General features: G+C 48.3%; 12 protein-coding genes. 2 read left to right on the top strand and 10 right to left on the bottom strand.

What is annotated here, in order from left to right; translation table 11 throughout:
* Positions 1–13 precede the first annotated feature (13 nt).
* Entirely contained in the window at positions 14–1678 is a 1665-nt protein-coding gene (locus C162_RS12180) for a GspE/PulE family protein (protein ID WP_036694701.1), read from the bottom strand.
* A gap of 308 nt (positions 1679–1986) precedes the next feature.
* Here C162_RS12180 and C162_RS12175 point away from each other — a divergent pair, with 308 nt between their 5' ends.
* Entirely contained in the window at positions 1987–6558 is a 4572-nt protein-coding gene (locus C162_RS12175) for a DUF5057 domain-containing protein (RefSeq protein ID WP_036694699.1), read from the top strand.
* Positions 6559–6629: 71 nt separating this feature from the next.
* Here C162_RS12175 and C162_RS12170 read toward each other — a convergent pair whose 3' ends face one another.
* The 3 genes from C162_RS12170 to C162_RS12160 are packed head-to-tail and all read right to left on the bottom strand — an operon-like array spanning position 6630 to position 9541.
* Positions 6630–8477: a hypothetical protein gene (locus C162_RS12170; RefSeq protein ID WP_036694698.1), complete on the bottom strand. Its 1848-nt coding sequence runs from the start codon at positions 8475–8477 to the stop codon at positions 6630–6632.
* 13 nt (positions 8478–8490) lie between these two features.
* The gene (locus tag C162_RS34330; protein WP_051493419.1) at positions 8491–9027 is read right to left on the bottom strand and encodes a prepilin-type N-terminal cleavage/methylation domain-containing protein; all 537 of its coding nucleotides are present in this window, start codon (positions 9025–9027) and stop codon (positions 8491–8493) included.
* Entirely contained in the window at positions 9011–9541 is a 531-nt protein-coding gene (locus C162_RS12160) for a type IV pilus modification PilV family protein (RefSeq protein WP_036694697.1), read from the bottom strand. Before C162_RS12160 ends, C162_RS34330 begins: the two co-directional genes overlap by 17 nt.
* 185 nt (positions 9542–9726) lie before the next feature.
* Between C162_RS12160 and C162_RS12155 the strand changes: the two genes are divergently transcribed.
* Positions 9727–10512: an alpha/beta hydrolase gene (locus C162_RS12155; protein WP_036694696.1), complete on the top strand. Its 786-nt coding sequence runs from the start codon at positions 9727–9729 to the stop codon at positions 10510–10512.
* A 269-nt stretch (positions 10513–10781) separates the two neighbouring features.
* Here C162_RS12155 and argH read toward each other — a convergent pair whose 3' ends face one another.
* The 6 genes from argH to argJ form a co-directional block, all read right to left on the bottom strand.
* A complete protein-coding gene (gene argH / locus C162_RS12150) occupies positions 10782–12197 on the bottom strand; it encodes an argininosuccinate lyase (RefSeq protein ID WP_036694695.1) in 1416 nt (471 codons plus the stop codon).
* An 86-nt stretch (positions 12198–12283) separates the two neighbouring features.
* Positions 12284–13519: an argininosuccinate synthase gene (locus tag C162_RS12145; protein ID WP_036694693.1), complete on the bottom strand. Its 1236-nt coding sequence runs from the start codon at positions 13517–13519 to the stop codon at positions 12284–12286.
* A 585-nt stretch (positions 13520–14104) separates the two neighbouring features.
* The gene (argF, locus tag C162_RS12140) at positions 14105–15073 is read right to left on the bottom strand and encodes an ornithine carbamoyltransferase (protein WP_036694692.1); all 969 of its coding nucleotides are present in this window, start codon (positions 15071–15073) and stop codon (positions 14105–14107) included.
* Positions 15073–16356 (bottom strand): aspartate aminotransferase family protein, encoded by a 1284-nt coding sequence (locus C162_RS12135; protein WP_036694690.1) that lies wholly within the window; start codon positions 16354–16356, stop codon positions 15073–15075. The genes argF and C162_RS12135 overlap by 1 nt, the downstream gene beginning before the upstream one ends.
* 75 nt (positions 16357–16431) lie before the next feature.
* Positions 16432–17259 (bottom strand): acetylglutamate kinase, encoded by an 828-nt coding sequence (argB, locus tag C162_RS12130; RefSeq protein WP_036694689.1) that lies wholly within the window; start codon positions 17257–17259, stop codon positions 16432–16434.
* A 44-nt stretch (positions 17260–17303) separates the two neighbouring features.
* On the bottom strand, positions 17304–18536 hold the full coding sequence (gene argJ / locus C162_RS12125; RefSeq protein ID WP_036694785.1) for a bifunctional ornithine acetyltransferase/N-acetylglutamate synthase: 1233 nt from the start codon (positions 18534–18536) through the stop codon (positions 17304–17306).
* Positions 18537–18555 lie beyond the last annotated feature (19 nt).

Below are 18555 nucleotides of genomic sequence, written 5' to 3'. Positions count from 1 at the left end.
CTCCCCCTAAAATTCAATGCAAAACTGTCTCGCGCATGACTTCCTGCAAGGTGGTTATTCCTTTGGAGACTTTCAGGAACCCATCCTCCATTAACTGCACCATGCCTTGCGATTTCCCTGCTGCACGCAGTTCTTCAATCGATGCCGATTCAGTAATGAGCTGACGCAGACGGTCATTGATTGTCAGCACCTCGTGGATCGCGATCCGGCCTCTATAGCCTGTATTATTGCAGCTGCCACAGCCCCTGCCATGATAAATCACATGCTCTGGCAGTCCGTGCCTGCGCAGCATAATTGATTCCTGTTCGGTTGGCTTATGGTCCTCACGGCAATCCGGACAGATCTTGCGCACCAGCCGTTGTGCTACTACTCCAAGCAAAGAAGAAGCTATTAAGTAGGGCTCAACACCCATATCGCGCAGCCGTGAAATCGTACTGATTGCATCATTGGTATGCAGTGTTGACAGTACCAAATGTCCTGTAAGCGAGGCGCGAACTGCAATTTCTGCAGTATCTGTATCCCGTATTTCCCCTACCATCACAATGTTGGGGTCCTGACGGAGAATCGAACGCAGACCCGCCGCGAAGGTCAACCCGATGGCCGGATTAACATGCACCTGATTAACCCCTTCGAGCTGATACTCCACCGGATCTTCGATGGTTATAATATTGGCACTCTCAGTGTTTAACTGATTAAGCGCCGCATATAAGGTTGTTGTTTTACCGCTGCCCGTAGGTCCTGTGATCAGAAGGATACCATAAGGCTTGCTGATCATCTCTTGAAAAGCTGCAGCGTTCCCGTCACTGAAACCAAGGCTGTCCACCGACTTCACTCCGGTACTTAAGTCCAGTAGCCGGAGAACGATCTTCTCTCCATGCATGGTTGGCAGGGAGGATACGCGGATATCGACCATTTTGTAATCAAACTGCATCTTGATACGGCCATCCTGCGGCAGACGCCGCTCAGCAATATTCAGCTTTGCCATTATCTTGAGTCTTGCCGTAATGTACCCCTGCATCTGCTTTGGTATAATTCGCTCTGTACGCAGTGTTCCGTCGATCCGGTAACGGATTGACAAGTTATTTTCACCGGGATCTACATGGATGTCCGATGCCCTCAGTGAAACAGCCTGTTGAATCATCTGGTTCACAAGTCTAACTATTGGCGAATCTTCGTCTGTAATCTCGGTTTCTTCAATCTCTTCCTGTGTAGGCAGCTCTACCATCATCTGGCTCATGGAGTCCCGCATGCCATAGTGGCGGGCGATGGCCCGCGTCAGCTCGTCCCTGCTGGAAATTGCGGGTTCAATACGAAATCCAGTGCTCATGCGCAGATCCTCAATTGCAAAATAATCCAGCGGATCAGCCATCGCCACCATCAGTTTGCTGCCTTCTTTCATGAACGGAAGCACTTGATAACGCTTTGCCATGCTCTCGGGAATAATCTGTGTAATTGCAGGGTCAATCTGATATTTGAACAGACTGACGTGTGGAATCCCAAGCTGAAATTCCAGTACTTCTATCAGTTGCTGCTCGGTGATATAGCCCTGGGTAATCAGCAGATCTCCCAGCTTGCGCTTGGATTTACGTTGCTCCACGAGCGCCTCTTCAAGCTGTTCCTGCGAGATAATTCCGTTGTCTACGAGCAGATCTCCCAGCCTCTTTTTCATGATGGCCATATCCGTTTCACTCCACAGCGCTTCAATTTTTTTCAATCCATTATTCCCTATATATCCCAGACGGTCCACTGGCTCAAACTTATGTATTCGTAATAACATTTCAAATTTAATAGTTATATAGACTCATGTTTTAGTAAAATATGCGCATCTTTTAATTGCCTATCTACTAAATATGTCCTAGAATGATATATAGCATAGATTGGTTATTTTTACAATGAAAACACCGCCAAGTCAACCCATAATTTAACATAATGCAATCTTTATTGACAGTTAAGCATACGATATATATCGGCCAGGGAGAGATGATGATGATGAAGCATGTTAAAGAGAGAAAACTTCTTTTTTTTCCAGCGCTTATATTAGTAACTTTACTGTTAATCTTGACTGCAAGACACCTGATGATAGATGTTTTTGCAGGAAATACAGAGTATAAACCCAGAATTCTGGAGATTACCGAGAGTGGAGCAAGTGACTTCAAAACCAGTGGAATTTCCTCCTCTGTTATGGATATAGACACGGTTAGTATGAAAAGATTTATAGCTCTCCATGATGATCTTGACGGTAAGTATGACGCTATATACATCGGTAAAGGGCTATATGATAAGAAAGGCATCCAAGACCCTTCTGTAATCACTGAAGCTTCAATGAATGACATCACTCAACTAAAAGCAAACGAAATTGTCGATGAATTTATTAACAAGGGACTCTATGTTTTTCTCCATAGCGCACCCTTCCTGAATCAAACTACTGCCCAACACGGTGTACTATACAACACCTTTAATATTTACCGGACCAAATCTCTTCTTAACAATGTTGTGTTTGTAAATGACAATGAACTGGCCAAACTTGCAGCAGAACTCTCAAGCAGCGAATCCAAGTATACATACAAACTCAAACAACGCCCCCACCTAACTATTTCTAACCGAACAGCTATTAAAGATTATGGACAGAATAGTCATCTGTACAAAGCAGGCGACACGCTTAGTTTTAATATTAATGTTGCAAACGTAGAAGATATTGCTGAGCATCCTGTATTTGTTAAACTGCTACTTAGTGAAGGAATCCACACATTTACGGAAGATACAGTAGTAGCCTCAATGACCGTCAATAAAAATTCAGATAATATCCTCAGTTATAAATTACCTGCCACTTATTCTGGATTGTTACATTGGAAGCTTGAAATTACCGAATCAAGTAGTGGACAGCAGTTGAAGGATTATGAGACCGGAGCTATACGATACCGTAAGAATTCAGCTGCTATCAGAGTCCTTCAGGTAGGGACCGGGATTACGCTGCCTGACTATCTCAAAAATTCAGAAGATTATCAACTGAGCATGACCTCTATGTCCGCAACTGAGTTTAACAACTATGTAAGCACTAAAGATACATCATCACCGAAATATGGTCTTAATAGTGTTTACGATGAATTGGTCGTTAATTTCTCTGACATTTACAAAACTAGCTCTCCGCTCACTAGTGCCGCTATTGCTGCTGTAAAAGAATATGCAGATACTAAGCAGGGAGTCATCTATCTTTTCGATACTACTTCCAGTAATTCGGATAACTGGACTCCGGAAACGCTTCAAACAATCGGGCAGCAGAATCCGGCACTTCTTGCCAGTCCTGGTGCAGCCAACCAATCTGCCAATATTATTGCAGTTAACGGTTTCTTACAGGCACAATATCCGTTCTATACAAGTGAAATAGATGGAGCCACCGGTATACTGTCATCTGTTTCCGATTTATCACTTTCTGGAAGCAAAAACTCGTCCTTCACACTAAATCTTGAAGATAACGATGTGATTCCTTGGTACAATTTCGCTGCAGACTCTCAGGACAAAGATGATAGCTATAATCATTATTTCGCTTACTCTAAAGGAAATTCCGTTTACCTGAGCAACGCTCAATTATTTACGGGAAGTACGCCAGATATCTGGAACAAACTGCTTGTTAATGCTATACACCATAACTATATTTCATCCAATCATGCTCCGGTTATTACAGTTGATGCACCTGCTAGCGAATTCCCAGCTTATCAGAAACAGTTTGTTCTTAAGTATTCTGCAAAAGATCCTGAACACTACGATACTAACTTAATTACTAGTGTGAAATTCAAGGTTAACGGTAGCTATCTAACAGATATTACGTTTGATGACACTGCAATCAAATCAGGAGACAGCATCTATCGTATTTTTCCTAATCCATTGCCTAGTGGGGGTACACTCCAAATAGAAATTAGCGCCATGGATGGAAGAGGCGCTGTTTCTACCAAGCTATTAGATGTATCTGTAACACAAACCCAGTTATCAACAGCAAATCTGGATATCAGAAAAAGGATCAGCTCAAGTAACATGACTGACGGGAAAATCGGAGTAAACGAGACTTTTTCTATGGAATACTCTGTACTCCCAGTCTCTATTAAACCTGCCAACTTAAGCGCAACAGATAGCATAGCTTCATCCCTTGAGGTCTCGGATGTAAAGTTCGAAGATATTTTGCCGCCTAATATTGCTATTGTAGATCCCTTACCTGATGGTGTAAGCAGCACAGGTACTGCCTCCAGCGGGATTACTATTTCCAAAAAATTAGGCAGCATCACTTACAAACCCGATCCAAATAATAATGGTTTTTTTGATCCTCAAACAACACCTATTGTAATTACAGTTAATCTTAAGGTCACTGCGGCCGGAAAGTATTCACTTGCCGAAACGAAATTAAACTTCGAGGATCTCCGTAGTGTTGTTACAGCCACTGCTACACCAACACCTACCGTAACTACAACTGCTACGGCAACTGCAACTGTCATACCAACGGTCGCACCAACTGTGACGCCAGCTCCTGCCGCTACGTTTAATCCATCAATATCTACAACTAATTCCCCATTTGGTGTTGCTGGTGATTATAATGTGTTCGTTCTACAAAATTTCACCTTCTCTAATGATGGCATCAAGGGTAACGTTGCTGCAGGTGGAGATGTTAATCTTACTGAGAGTATAAATATTAATACAGAGAATGGAACGAGCGTCCCTTATGCGATAGTAGCGGGTGGGAATTATAATTCACCAAGCAATCAGGGCGGAGTAAGCGGCCGTGTGCTTCATGGCGGTCCTGTTCCAGATAAGGATACTAGTACAATTACCAGAGGTACGTTGATTGATTTCAGTTCAACAGCTACTTATCTTACGAAGATCTCAAAACATCTGGCAACTCAATTCAAAACAGATGATTACAAACTTTGGCCTTGGAATACTTTGGATCTGATTGGAACTAATGGCACTTTAAACGTGTTTACACTTCCTGCAAATGTGATAGACAATGCCAATCCAGTTAATATAAAAGTGCCTAATAATTCATCAGTGCTAATTAATGTATTGGGTACTTCTTCAACTCTCAAAGGAAATACATCTATTTCTGGAGTAGATGAAAACAACATTGTCTATAACTTTCCTGAGGCAACTACTCTCACCCTTTCCAGCGGTCCAATTAAGGGAACGGTACTAGCTCCATTAGCTGATATTACGGGCACTTCTGGTACTTTCCAGGGCCAGATAATCGGAAAATCCTTTACTGGCAGAATAACGATAGGGAAATATACGTATGTCGGTGCGCTTCCTACGCCTTCTGCAGCTCCAACAGCCACACCAATACCAACACCTTCACCAACTGCTACACCAACACCTTCGCCTACGCCAGTTCCTACACCGATACCGCGCGTATTCGTAAGTTTCCCTTCAATTCATTTGGAGGCTGTAACGAAAGTGTCTGCTATTGAGCTGGATTCAGACGATACCACTATCTATTTAGGTGAATCCCGTAAGCTGACTGCTACAGTTACTCCTACAGATGCTACGAATCAAAGACTGGAATGGGATTCTGATAGCCCAGGTACAGTGAGTGTAGATTTAAATAATGGTGTAGTTAGTGGATTGGCTTTAGGATCAGCTAATATTACGGTAAAGGCAACGGATACAACTACCAGTAATCGCCCTTCCAAAAAGATTAAGGTTACTGTTATAAATCGACCTGTTATAGATAATTCTGTACCTACTACACCTACCATACCTACTTTGGAGCTTATAGGTGGCGACAATCCAGTGATTATTGGAGATAGGGTTTCACTTGAAGCTATCTATTCACCTGCCAATGATCCCAAGATCGGCTATAGATGGGATCATTCTGGAGGAGAACTCGAAGCTGGAAATGACGAACTGCATAAGACTTATATTCCTCAGCAAAGTGGTGCCTTCACTATTAAGGTAGAAGCATTTAGACTTGAAGATGGTGTAACTATCCTTACAGCAACAAAAGATATCAAAGTTACCAATCCTGCGACTTCTATTGAAATTAAGGGAGAAACAGAAATCTTAACAGGTACAGCAATATATTTGAATCTTGCTATTTTCCCGAATGATGCTGATCCCCTAAAGATCAATGACTGGGAGATCATTGCTGGAAATGAATATGCTACATTAACCAAAGTAAGTGCTACTAAATATATACTCAAAGCTAACATGCAATCCGGATCATCAGTAACCGTAAGAGCTACGGCGGGTAGCTTAAGCGACGAACATATTATTAATATTATTGGACTTGAATCCCTAAGCTTTAACACGACAGATGAGGTTACAATTCTAGTAGGACAATCGGAACAATTACTCCCGCGTCTATATACCCATCCTAGTTCAATAAAAATAAATGATATTGCAAACAATCTAGCATGGAGTAATGAGAATAATGATATCTTGAGTTTGAATCCTAACACTGGACAAATCAGAGGACTATCACCAGGTAATTCTGTGGTCACAGTCAACTATAAGGGAAGCTCGATTTCAGCTCAAATTCGTATCAAAGTTGTTGAAGAGACTGGCGATCGATATTAATTCATTTTACAGCATAGCGAAAGGACCTTCCTGTTAAAGGGAGGTCCTTTCGCTATGCTAATATATACCTTCTATGGTTGAGCTGTAATCGGAATCATTTTCAATGCTCCCTTTGTGACATTGACTTGATTCACACGAGGAAGTCCAGCCTTTTGCGCTTCGTATACAGATTTATCGTATTTGATTTGCAAGCGTCTATAGTCTCCACCCTTAAATAGAAGCGGGGTTGCACTACTCGGATAAGAGGGCTGAAACACTTCTCCTACCACTGCATTAATAGTCAAATCTCCTTTGGAAAAGACTCCCCCGTTAATACTTAATGTAGTTCCTACACCATACAATACAGCTTGCCCTTCTGTATACAAGAATGCATCCATTCGTTCAGGAGCCTGACTGCTGAATTTATCAACCCGGTTTACAAGCATATCTTTTCTGGAGATCAACACCAGTTGCTTGCCTGCGAGCCCATGAATGATAGCATCGTCAATAGTAGCCTTTCCCAGCACAAACATTGTACAGTCAAAATTAACCTTCCCTTTAATAATTACGTCTCCTGTGACTAGGATATTTCCCGATACATTTATTGTGTCTACTCTTGTTTCGTTATTAATAATTAAATCCCCTTTAATAATCAGCCACTGTGAGCTTTCCTTGGCTGTTTCTGAAAACTGTATACCTTTATACTCAATCCCATTTACAACCAAATTGTCTTCCATTACCGCATTGGATGTGAGTAATGTTAGTTCAGCTAAGTTATCGGTATACACCTTCAATGCACTTTCGTATTCGCCACTTTTCCTCTCAAATTCAGGATCTTCCGGATCAGGCGGACCAATTGGATGCGATTCATTGTGCAACCTCTCGAACGTATTTGGATAAGTAAAGATAGTGTTGGGATCACGTTCTATAAAATATTTTTTCAGCATCTCTCTATTAGTCTCATTAGTAGCTTCCGCCAATTTATCTTTAAATGATTCCTCGACATCAATTTGCACAAACTTTTGCTGCTTTTTTATTTTAATATTATCCAGCGGTACTATCGGGTCAGTTGAACTAGAGTTCAATTCTAATCCCAAAACCTCCTTCAAATTTTTGTTAATAATATTGTCTTCTGTGGATATAGTATCTCCTTCTACTTCAGATGAAGATCCGGCTGTACTGGTACTATAATTTATTGGATTATAATCTCCACTGCCAGCTGCATATTCAATACTGTTTAATGATTGAACATAGATATCTCCATAGTCGTCCCCTTTCGCTATTTGCGATACTATGGGATAAACAGTCTCACTCTCTCGGGTAGTGCTGCCCATGAACTTGTAATAGGCCAAATCCCTTAACTTGAGTTTACCACCGGCATATAAGTTTCCTTGTATTAATGGAGCCCCATTAATAATTACATCCCCTTCCGAGCCTAATGCGTACTTCAAAAAGTCAGGATTGGCATCAATAATCAACTGCTGCTGTAGTTGTCTTTTTACCCCGTTTACCCTGGCTATGGCTGTTAAGGTTAAATTATATTTCAAGGTTGTAGCTGCTTCTTCAGGATTATCAAAAGTTATCTTAGTAATTGTACCTTCAGCATTCTCAAAGTCTGTCTGTACAGACGCCTGAGTGGCCAAAAGCTCATTGATGTTATTAAGTATCGTATCTTTCAAATCATCCGGGCTTAACTTCTTACCATTAAGTCCAGACGTAATATACGCAGTTGCTTCTTCCAAAGATTTTTCTGTTAAATGTAGGGTCTGTACATCACTTTCTCTTGTCTCAGCTCTCTGGCCTCCTCCAACTGCTGCACCAAGCACCGTTAAGCCCAGAATCGTTAATAACAAGACGATGAACATCACGAGAACTAGTGCTGAACCACACTCCCTTTGAAGACGAACCAATATTCTATTCCGGTGTGGAAATTCAGACATTAATATACGCCTCCTAAAATCCGAATTGACTCTCAAGCTCCATCTTATAATCTCTGCCCTCAAATTTTTGTACCAGAACAAGGTTGATCTCAATAAGTCCAGTATCGCAAGATACGTTATTTCTGCATAATTCCGATGAGCTTTTAAACTTGATTGTTGATCCGCTTAAATCTGAGATTGTAGCAGTAATTGAATCCTCCGAAGCAACAGCACTACTATCGCCGATAACCAGCTTCCCATCCTTTATAAATATTTTTTGAATAAGAGTTGTTCCATTCGAGCTTGAAAAAATCTCCACACCACTACCGTTAGATATATTACCAACCTTATCTGGACCAGATGTATATAGTTTAGTAATGATTGCAGACATAATAACATCCGCTTCATCTCGCAATGAATTTTCAATTGTAATTTTATGATAGCTGCGGAACCCAAACATTGTTATTCCGGAAATAATTCCAACTATCATCGCAAATAATGTAATAGCAGCTATCAATTCAATCAACGTCAATCCCTGCTCTTTGCGGAGAAGATTAGCGAATCTCTTCATCTGTTATATATCCCTCCACAACGGTCTGGGCGGAGTTTCCGCCATTCTTCTCAGGACTTCTAACAGTGATAAGCACAGGAATAAGATAATCGGCCGACCTTTGCTTGATCATATCCTCAGATATTTTCATCTGATTATAAATTTCCGCCTGGTAAGAAATGTTAATCATATAGGTTATACCATTAATGCTGGGATTGAGCACTTTCTGCAATACTGCATCGTCCTTTACCAGACTGCTATAGTTACAAGGCACATCAATGCAAACATCTGCAAAGCCTATATTACCCTTCGCTTTCAAATAAGGTTCCCATTCATCAAAATCCTGCTTCTCCGCATAAAACAGCGCATTCCGTGCCAGATTGACCATGATAGTCTTGTTCTGGTTGGCTTTGGCGTAGGACATGGCATTGATAAAATAAGACGTAAGCACCAGGGAGACTATCGATAAAATAATAATCGCCGCAAGCACCTCAATAAGTGTAAATCCTTGCTCTTGCTTAGGACCCGCTTTCATCCTATTCTCCCGCCCCTCGCCCTGAAGATCTTTCGTGTTTGCACATCCCGATTCTTTCTACCTACTTCCATTATATTCTTTCTCCTCCGGCAGCAGCAATGCTTGCGGACAATTAATCTGAAGAAATCTACAGTTTATATCAGGCAGGGGCTGTGCTATCATGTGGGCAGAAAGGGGATACGTAAATGGCTTTGATTGAATGTAAATTTTATTCGGAGGTGCTGGGGCTCAGTACTTCGATGACTGTCATTCTGCCGCAGCAGACCACTACGCAGATCGGAATGAGCAATGTCTCCAAAGGGACCCTGCACCCCACCCTGTACCTGCTGCACGGACTGTCTGACGATGATTCGATCTGGCTGCGCCGGACCTCAATAGAGCGTTATGTAGCGGAACTGGGCATCGCTGTTGTTATGCCACAGGTCCACCGCAGCTTCTACACGGATATGGAGGCGGGCGGCAAGTACTGGACATTCATCAGTGAGGAGTTGCCGGCGCTGGCCCGTTCCTTCTTCCCATTGTCGGCCAAGCGCGAGGATAACTTCGTGGCGGGATTGTCGATGGGCGGATACGGGGCGATGAAGCTGGGACTGCGCAAGCCGAAGGAGTGGGCCGCTGCTGCAAGTCTGTCGGGAGCGCTTGATATGGCACATAATTTCTTGAACTTTGAAGATCCATCGCAGAAGACCAAGGATTATTTGCAGATTTTTGGGGACAAGGACATTGCGGGCACTCCGGAGGATCTGCTCTGGCTGCTTGAGGAAGTGAACCGCTCCAAAGGGCCGAAGCCGCTGCTCTATCAGTGCTGTGGAACCGAAGATTTCCTCTATGAGGACAATCTGGTCTTCCGTGAGGCCTGCTCCAAGACCAAGCTGTCTCTGACCTACGAGGAAGGGCCGGGCGAGCATGAGTGGGGATACTGGGATGCCAAGATCCGCGATGTGCTGAAGTGGCTGCCGCTAAGCAAGTAGGATCCTCCAGATTGTAAGCGGATACGGATCATTTCCGTAAGCTTCTACCTAGGGTGCGGAGAATATAACATTACCTCTCGAAAAAAAGACTGTCCTACCGCATCTAACCGATGCTGAGTAGAGACAGTCTTTCGTTTAAAATATAAGAATTTATATGTTGCACACGATAACTTATCCTTCTATTTCTCGCTGAAACGGTACCGTCCTTTAAAAGGACGGCAATGCCGTTTCCACTTGTCCTCTAGTTTCGCCTTCAGGCTCTACCAGGCTTACTCCGCAGCATGTCCATGCTGCTTCACCCATTCACCCGCAGCCGTCAGGTCCGCTTCGGCCCGCCCGATGGCGGCCTGTACCTGAACCGTGGCGGTACCGCCGTAGACATTACGCGCGTTCACCACGGCCTCCGGTTGGAGCACCGCATAGATCTGGTCGTCGAACAGCGGCGAGAACTGCTTGAATTCGTCCAGCGTCAGATCCAGCAGGAACTTGCCCTCGTTGATGCAATACAGGACGGTCTTGCCGATCACCTCATGCGCCTGACGGAACGGCAGACCTTTGCCTACCAGGAAGTCGGCGATATCGGTTGCGTTGGAGAAGTCGGTATTCACCGCTTCGCGCATCCGCGCCTTGTTCACCGTCATGGTGGAGATCATCGGTGCGAACAGCTGCAAGGCCCCTGTAAGGGTAGCAACGGTATCGAACATGCCTTCCTTATCTTCCTGCATGTCCTTGTTATAGGCCAGCGGCAGCGACTTCAGCACGGTCAGGAGTCCGATCAGGTTGCCGTAGACACGGCCGGTTTTGCCGCGTACCAGTTCTGGTACATCCGGGTTCTTCTTCTGCGGCATGATGCTGCTGCCGGTGCAGAAAGCATCGTCCAGCTCCACGAAGCTGAATTCGGTGCTGCTCCAGAGTACCAGCTCTTCGCTGAGCCGGGACAGGTGAGTCATCACCAGCGATGCATTCGCCAGGAACTCCACGATGAAGTCGCGGTCACTGACCGCATCCAGACTGTTCTCATAGACACTATCGAAACCAAGTTGCTCAGCTACGAAGTGGCGGTCAATTGGGAATGTCGTTCCCGCCAGCGCCCCGGCACCCAGCGGCAGCACGTTGATCCGCTTGTAACTGTCCGTCAGACGCTCCGCATCACGGCGGAACATCGACACGTAAGCCAGCAGATGATGCGCGAACAGAATCGGCTGTGCCCGCTGCAGATGGGTATATCCTGGAACGATGGTCTCCAGGTTATCCTTGGCCTGCCCGATCAGTGCACCCTGCAGCTCATGCAGCAGCGCTACCAGCTCCACCACGCGATTACGCAGGTAGAGGTGCATATCTGTAGCCACCTGATCGTTGCGGCTGCGTCCGGTGTGCAGCTTGCCGCCGACCGGGCCGATCTCTTCGATCAGGTTCTTTTCAATATTCATATGGATATCTTCGTCAGCAACCGAGAACACAATCTCCCCCGCACGGACCTTGTCCAGTACCTTCGCGAGCCCGTTCTTGATCGTCTCGACATCCTCAAGCGGCAGAATTCCGCATTTGCCCAGCATCGTGACATGCGCCAGACTGCCCTGCACATCCTCTTCCGCCAGCACTTTATCGAACTCGATAGAAGCCGTATATTCCTCTACCAGCTTGTTCGTCCCTTTGGTAAAACGTCCGCCCCACAGCTTACTCACCTGTTGTTCCTCCTTGATAGACGTTAGAAGGGCCGCCCCTGTCCAGTTGGGAGGAACGGCCTTCTTGTGTCCGCTTTTATATAGTGCTACTTATTGGATTCTGCTACGCCCGCCGATACCTTCAGACGCAAGGCATTCAGCCGGATGAAGCCGGTCGCATCGCCCTGGTCATAGGCCTGGGTAGGATCTGCCTCCATGGTGGCGATATCCGGGTTGTACAGGCTGACCGGACTCTTGACTCCGGCGCCGATGATGTTCCCCTTGTAGAGCTTCACGCGTACCGTACCGGTCACGTTCTTCTGGCTCTCCTTCACCAGGGCCTGCATCGCAATCCGCTCCGGTGCGAACCAGAAGCCGTTATACACCAGCGTGCTGTAACGGGTGATCAGGCTGTCACGCAGGTTCATCACTTCACGGTCCATGGTGATGGACTCCATTTTGCGGTGAGCGGTGAACAGAATCGTTCCGCCCGGAGTCTCATACACGCCACGGCTCTTCATGCCGACAAAACGGTTCTCGACCATATCCACGCGTCCAATCCCATGCTTGCCGCCCAGCTCATTGAGCTTCTCCATGACTTGCAGCGGGGATAACGCTTCGCCGTTCAGCGCTACGCAGTCCCCCTTGAGAAAGTCCAGCTCCAGGTACTCGGCTTCATCCGGAGCATCTTCTGGGGCATTGGAGAGCAGGAACATTTCCTTGTTCTCCGGTGCGCTTGGATCGAACCACGGATCTTCCAGCACGCCGCTCTCATAGCTGATATGCAGCAGATTGCGGTCCATCGAATACGGCTTGGCCGCAGAGGCTTGTACCGGAATACCATTGGCTTCGGCGTAAGCGATCATCTCGGCCCGGCCCGGGAACTGGTTGCGGAACTCTTCCAGACGCCAAGGCGCGATCACCTTAATGCTCGGCGATAATGCAGCAGCGTTCAGCTCGAAGCGTACCTGGTCATTCCCTTTACCTGTAGCTCCATGGGCAATGGCTGTTGCGCCTTCGGCGATGGCGATATCGACCATGCGCTTGGCGATCAGCGGACGGGCAATGCTCGTGCCCAGCAGATATTGACCTTCGTACAGTGCGCCCGACTGGAACATCGGGTAGATGAAGTCATTCGCGAACTCGTCGCGCAGATCATCGATGTAGACTTTGGATGCGCCGGTGGCGAGTGCTTTTTCCTCCAGGCCGTCCAATTCTTCCTTTTGACCAATATCCGCTGTAAAAGCAATAATCTCCGCATCATACGTTTCTTTCAGCCACTTCAGAATGACTGAGGTATCCAGCCCGCCGGAATAGGCGAGTACAATTTTTTCTTTTGGCATGGGGTGTTTAGCTTCCTTTCGGTGTGGAGGGTGATAAGATCAACTTCAAGCTTTGCGTATAGACATCCGGTGCTTGGACGCAGCTGCATGAAATGTTTGGACTTCCGGCCGCTGTTGTCTACAGATTTCTTGATTTATACCGCTGTTCGCGGTTGAAATCCGTAGACAAAGGCGGACGCTGGCGCTCCTACAATCCAAACTTTCACTTCGCTGCAATGCACCGGAAATCCAACGCTCTGTACCTAAGTTCATCTTATATATGTGTTGTGTATATATTTAAAATTACTTTAACCCAGCGCCTTGCTAGGGGTAGCGGTGTCCTGATTAAGGTGCGATCGGACTTAATTGCAAACTGTACAACTAAATGGGCTGGTATAACGCAAAGTATGCGTTTAGCTGTAGTTCGTGCAATTAAAATGCCTCTATACCTGAATTCTCACCCATTCGGGCAAATTTAGTTGTACAGACTACAGTTAGAGGAGGAAATCCTTGCTTCTCACTGTTTTTAATTGCATGGAATACACTTATCTCTAAATGTTCGCTAAAATTGACACTTCACTTCATACATTAGCGCCCACGCTACATCTAACCCATCAAAGCCGCCATAAGCGCCTTCTGAGCATGCAGGCGGTTCTCCGCCTGATCGAAGATCACAGAGTTCGGACCGTCGATGACGCCGGTGCTGACCTCTTCCTCCCGGTGGGCCGGCAGGCAGTGCAGGAACAGATAATCGCTCTTCGCACCTTTCACCAACTCTTCGTTGACCTGATAGTCCTTGAACGCTGCTTCACGCGCCAGCTGCTCGGCCTCGAAGCCCATGCTCGCCCAGACATCCGTATAGATCACATCTGCGTCCTGGACCGCCTCCTGCGGGCTGCGGGTCACAGTGATGACCGAGCCTGTCTCCTTGGCGATCTCACGCGCCTCGGCCACGACAGCCTCGTCCGGCTCGTAGCCTTCCGGTCCAGCGATAGAGACATGCACACCCAGCTTGGCTCCGCCGATCAGCAGAGAATGGGCCATATTGTTGCCGTCGCCGATGTACGCCAGCTTCAGGCCTTTCAGCTTACCCTTGTGCTCGTATACAGTCTGATAGTCTGCCAGCACCTGGCAGGGATGCGCAAGATCGCTGAGGCCGTTGATTACAGGCACTGAGGCATACCGGGCCAAATCTTCCAATTTATCATGGCCGAACGTTCGGATCATGATACCATCCAGATAACGCGACATGACCTGGGCCGTATCACCAACCGTCTCGCCGCGGCCCAGCTGAATATCATTTTTGCTGAGGAACAGTGCATGTCCGCCCAGCTGATACATCCCCACTTCGAACGACACCCGGGTACGGGTAGAGGATTTCTCGAAAATAAGCCCGATCGTCTTCCCCAGCAGCGGCTGGTAGACCTCACCGTTCTTAGCTTTTCGCTTCAGCTCAATCGCGAGGTCAATCAAATACGTGATTTCCTCCGGGCTGTAATCATTCAGCTCCAGCAAATCACGGCCTTTGAGCTGTGCGGCAATCGTATCTGTTACGCCTGGTGTACCGTGACTCATCAATTTGCCTCCCCGTTTACTTTGTTAGCATAAGTATGAATTAGTTCCGATAGGATGTCTACCGCCTGATCAATCTCGGCCTTGCTGACATACAGATTAGGCAGCAGCCGGATCACATCCGGGCCAGCCTGAACGAACAGTAGCCCGCGCTCCTGTCCGGCAAGTACAATCTCGGCTACCGGCTCTTGGCACTCGATGCCGATCAGCAGGCCTTTGCCGCGAATCTCCTTCACGAAGGAGGTGTCTGCAAGCTTCTCTCTCAGTTGTCCGGTTAAGTACTCGCCCATCTCCGCCGCCCGCTCGGGCAGCTTGTCTTCGAGCATGGTCTCAATGGTCGCTTCCATCACCGCTGCCGCCAGCGGGGTGCCGCCGAAGGTACTGGCGTGGCTGCCCGGGCTGAAGGCCTCGCGCAGATAACCTTTGCCGAGCATCACACCGGCCGGAAAGCCGCTCGCTACCCCTTTGGCTAAGGTGAAAATATCCGGCTCAATGCCGTAATGCTGATGAGCAAACAGCTTGCCTGTACGGCCCATGCCGGTCTGCACTTCGTCCACGATCAGCAGCAGCCCGTGCTCCTTGCACAGCGTAACAACAGCATCCAGGAACTCCTGCTGTACCTCAAGCACACCGCCCTCAGCCAGCACCATCTCCAGCATGATCGCTGCCGTATGCCCGGTAATGGCGCCCTTCAGCGCCTCCAGATCATGCAGCGGCACTGTCTTGAAGCCCGCCGGAAGCGGCAGGAAGCCTTCCTTGACCTTTGCCTGCCCAGTGGCTGTCAGTGTAGCCAGCGTACGTCCATGGAAGGACTGCTCGAACGTAATGACCTCGTAGCGGTCTGCACCCTGCACCTTCTGATGATACCGGCGCGCCAGCTTGATGGCCGCTTCATTCGCTTCCGCTCCGCTGTTGCAGAAGAAGACCTGATCCGCACAGCTATTCTCTGTCAGCAGCGCAGCTACCCGGTCCTGGCCCGGAATGTGGAACAGGTTCGAGACATGCCACAGCGTATCAATCTGCTCCTTCAGCTTCGCACCGACCTTCTCCGGCGCATGGCCCAGACTCGTTACCGCAAGTCCGCACATGAAGTCCAGGTACTTGTTACCCTGCTCATCCCATACCCAGCTGCCTTTGCCTTTGACCAGACTAATATCATATCTGCTATACGACGGGAATACCGCACTCAGCTTGGCAGGAGCGGCCCCCTGTCCGTTCGTTCCTGCTGAACGCTCCTGCGGCGCCCCTGTCAAAGAATTCTTGTCCGTTTGCGTAAGCTCACTCATTCTTAGTCACTCTCCCACCATGCTGCTGCGGCTTCCCGTCAGCGCGTCTAATATACTGTTATTCTTCCAGCCTATCTATGCTCTTACAATCCGCGTGCCCAGCGCTTCGCCCTTCAGCACCCGGCTGAGGACACGCGGCTCTTTGCCGTCTACAATAATAACCTCCGACACCTGACCCTGGATGCAGTCCATCGCGGCACGCACCTTGGGAATCATTCCGCCGTAGATTTCACCATTCTCAATCAGTGCTTCGATCTGCGCCACCGTTACGGACGGAAGCACGACCTTCTCCCCGTCCACCGTCCGCATAATGCCCGGCACATCCGTAACCACGATCATGCTCGGTGACCCTATATAAGAAGCCACCGCTCCGGCGGCGGTATCCGCATTGATGTTGTACCGCTGGCCATCGCCATCTACGCCCACTGGTGCAATAACCGGAATATAGCCCATCGCCAGGATACCCGTCACAATCTCTGCCTGGACTCCGCTTACCTCTCCCACCAGACCAACTTCATGATGATTGGCCACCGGACGCGCTGTAATCAGGTTACCGTCTACACCCGATACTCCGAGCGCCTGTCCCCCGCTGGCCTGAATACGCCGGACAATCGCCTTGTTGATGCTGCCGGACAGGGTCATCTCAACCACATCCAGCACCTCTTCCGTCGTTACCCGTAGGCCGTTCACGAACCGGCTCTCAATGCCGAGCTTCTCCAGATTGCCGGAGATTGCCGGGCCGCCGCCATGCACGATTACAGGCTGAATCCCGCCAACCTGAAGCTCCCGCAAATCCTCGAAGAACGAATCCGGCAGCGCCGCCAGCGTACTCCCCCCGCATTTCATTACGAACAACCCGGCAACCCCCGCCTGTGCCTGAGGCTCTATCGGTTCTACTGTCATCTCCTTGCCCCCTCTGTACAAGCTTCTACACGCCTCTGCACAGGTTACGTGCGGTAAGCCGCATTAATCCGCACATAATCATAAGTCAGGTCACAGCCCCAGGCTGTAGCCTGCCCGCTGCCGTCTGACAAGGTTACCGTGATCAGCACGGTATCGCTTTTTTGCAGATAATGCAGTGCCAGCTCCTCATCAAAAGCCACCGGACGCGACCCGCGCAGCACCTCGATCTCACCCAGCTTAATATCTACCCGCTCCGGCGATACCGGAACGCCCGCGCGCCCTACGGCCGCGATAATCCGCCCCCAGTTGGCATCCGCGCCGAAGATCGCCGACTTCACCAGGCTTGAGCCGACCACGGTCTTGGCAATCGCCGCCGCAGCCTCATCATGCACCGCCCCGCTCACCTGCACCTCAATCAGCTTCGTGGCCCCTTCACCGTCACGGGCAATTGCCATGGCCAGACTCTGGCACACATGGGTGAACGCCGCTGCAAAAGCCTCCCAGTCCGCATGCAGACGTGTCAGCTTCTCATTGCCGGCAAGTCCGCTGGCCATCGTGACCAGCATATCATTCGTACTGGTGTCACCATCGACAGTAATCATATTAAAAGTAGAATTAGTAGCTGTGCGCAGCAGGCTGAGCAAATCCTCCCCGTCAATGAGCACATCAGTGGTCATGAAGCCCAGCATCGTCGCCATGTTCGGGTGAATCATCCCGGAACCCTTCGCTGCTCCGGCAATAAGAACCTCTGTACCACCTACCGTTACTTTTACACAGCTTTCTTTTTTGACCAGATCAGTGGTTAGAATCGCCTGGCTGAATTCCTCCGCACCGGCAGCGCCAGCGTCCATCTTCTCCGGCAATCCGGCAATCCCGCTGCGCACACAGTCCATCTTCAGCAGTTCCCCGATCACGCCTGTGGAGGCGACAGCGACATCCAGCTCATTCACGCCCAAATAACGGGCAGCAGCCGCACGCATCTCATAGGCATCCGCCTCGCCCTGGTCCCCTGTACAAGCATTGGCATTGCCGCTGTTCACGATAACCGCCTGCAGTGTCCCATCCGCCAGACTCTCCCGCGTAACCTTCAGCGGAGCCGCCTGAAACACATTGGTCGTATACACCGCAGCCGCCGTTGCTGGCACCTCACAGAGAATCGCGGCAAGGTCATTGCGCTCTGTTTTTTTGAGACCGCAGTGCAGGCCGCCAGAAGTGAAGCCCTTAGGTGCAGTGATGCTACCGCCTTCTACGACGGTATATAGTGGTTTCTCACTCATGATATTGTTTGACCGCTTG

Source organism: Paenibacillus sp. FSL R7-269 (genome assembly GCF_000517865.1).
Taxonomy (GTDB): Bacteria; Bacillota; Bacilli; order Paenibacillales; family Paenibacillaceae; genus Paenibacillus_AQ.
Note: the sequence above shows the minus strand (reverse complement) of the source record. Positions and strands in the feature narration are given on the sequence as shown.

Coding starts and splice junctions, on each gene's coding strand:
- C162_RS12180 (WP_036694701.1), bottom strand. CDS start 1,678: ATGGCCATCATGAAAAAGAGGCTGGGAGATCTGCTCGTAGACAACGGA.
- C162_RS12175 (WP_036694699.1), top strand. CDS start 1,987: ATGATGAAGCATGTTAAAGAGAGAAAACTTCTTTTTTTTCCAGCGCTT.
- C162_RS12170 (WP_036694698.1), bottom strand. CDS start 8,477: ATGTCTGAATTTCCACACCGGAATAGAATATTGGTTCGTCTTCAAAGG.
- C162_RS34330 (WP_051493419.1), bottom strand. CDS start 9,027: ATGAAGAGATTCGCTAATCTTCTCCGCAAAGAGCAGGGATTGACGTTG.
- C162_RS12160 (WP_036694697.1), bottom strand. CDS start 9,541: ATGAAAGCGGGTCCTAAGCAAGAGCAAGGATTTACACTTATTGAGGTG.
- C162_RS12155 (WP_036694696.1), top strand. CDS start 9,727: ATGGCTTTGATTGAATGTAAATTTTATTCGGAGGTGCTGGGGCTCAGT.
- C162_RS12145 (WP_036694693.1), bottom strand. CDS start 13,519: ATGCCAAAAGAAAAAATTGTACTCGCCTATTCCGGCGGGCTGGATACC.
- argF (WP_036694692.1), bottom strand. CDS start 15,073: ATGAGTCACGGTACACCAGGCGTAACAGATACGATTGCCGCACAGCTC.
- C162_RS12135 (WP_036694690.1), bottom strand. CDS start 16,356: ATGAGTGAGCTTACGCAAACGGACAAGAATTCTTTGACAGGGGCGCCG.
- argB (WP_036694689.1), bottom strand. CDS start 17,259: ATGACAGTAGAACCGATAGAGCCTCAGGCACAGGCGGGGGTTGCCGGG.
- argJ (WP_036694785.1), bottom strand. CDS start 18,536: ATGAGTGAGAAACCACTATATACCGTCGTAGAAGGCGGTAGCATCACT.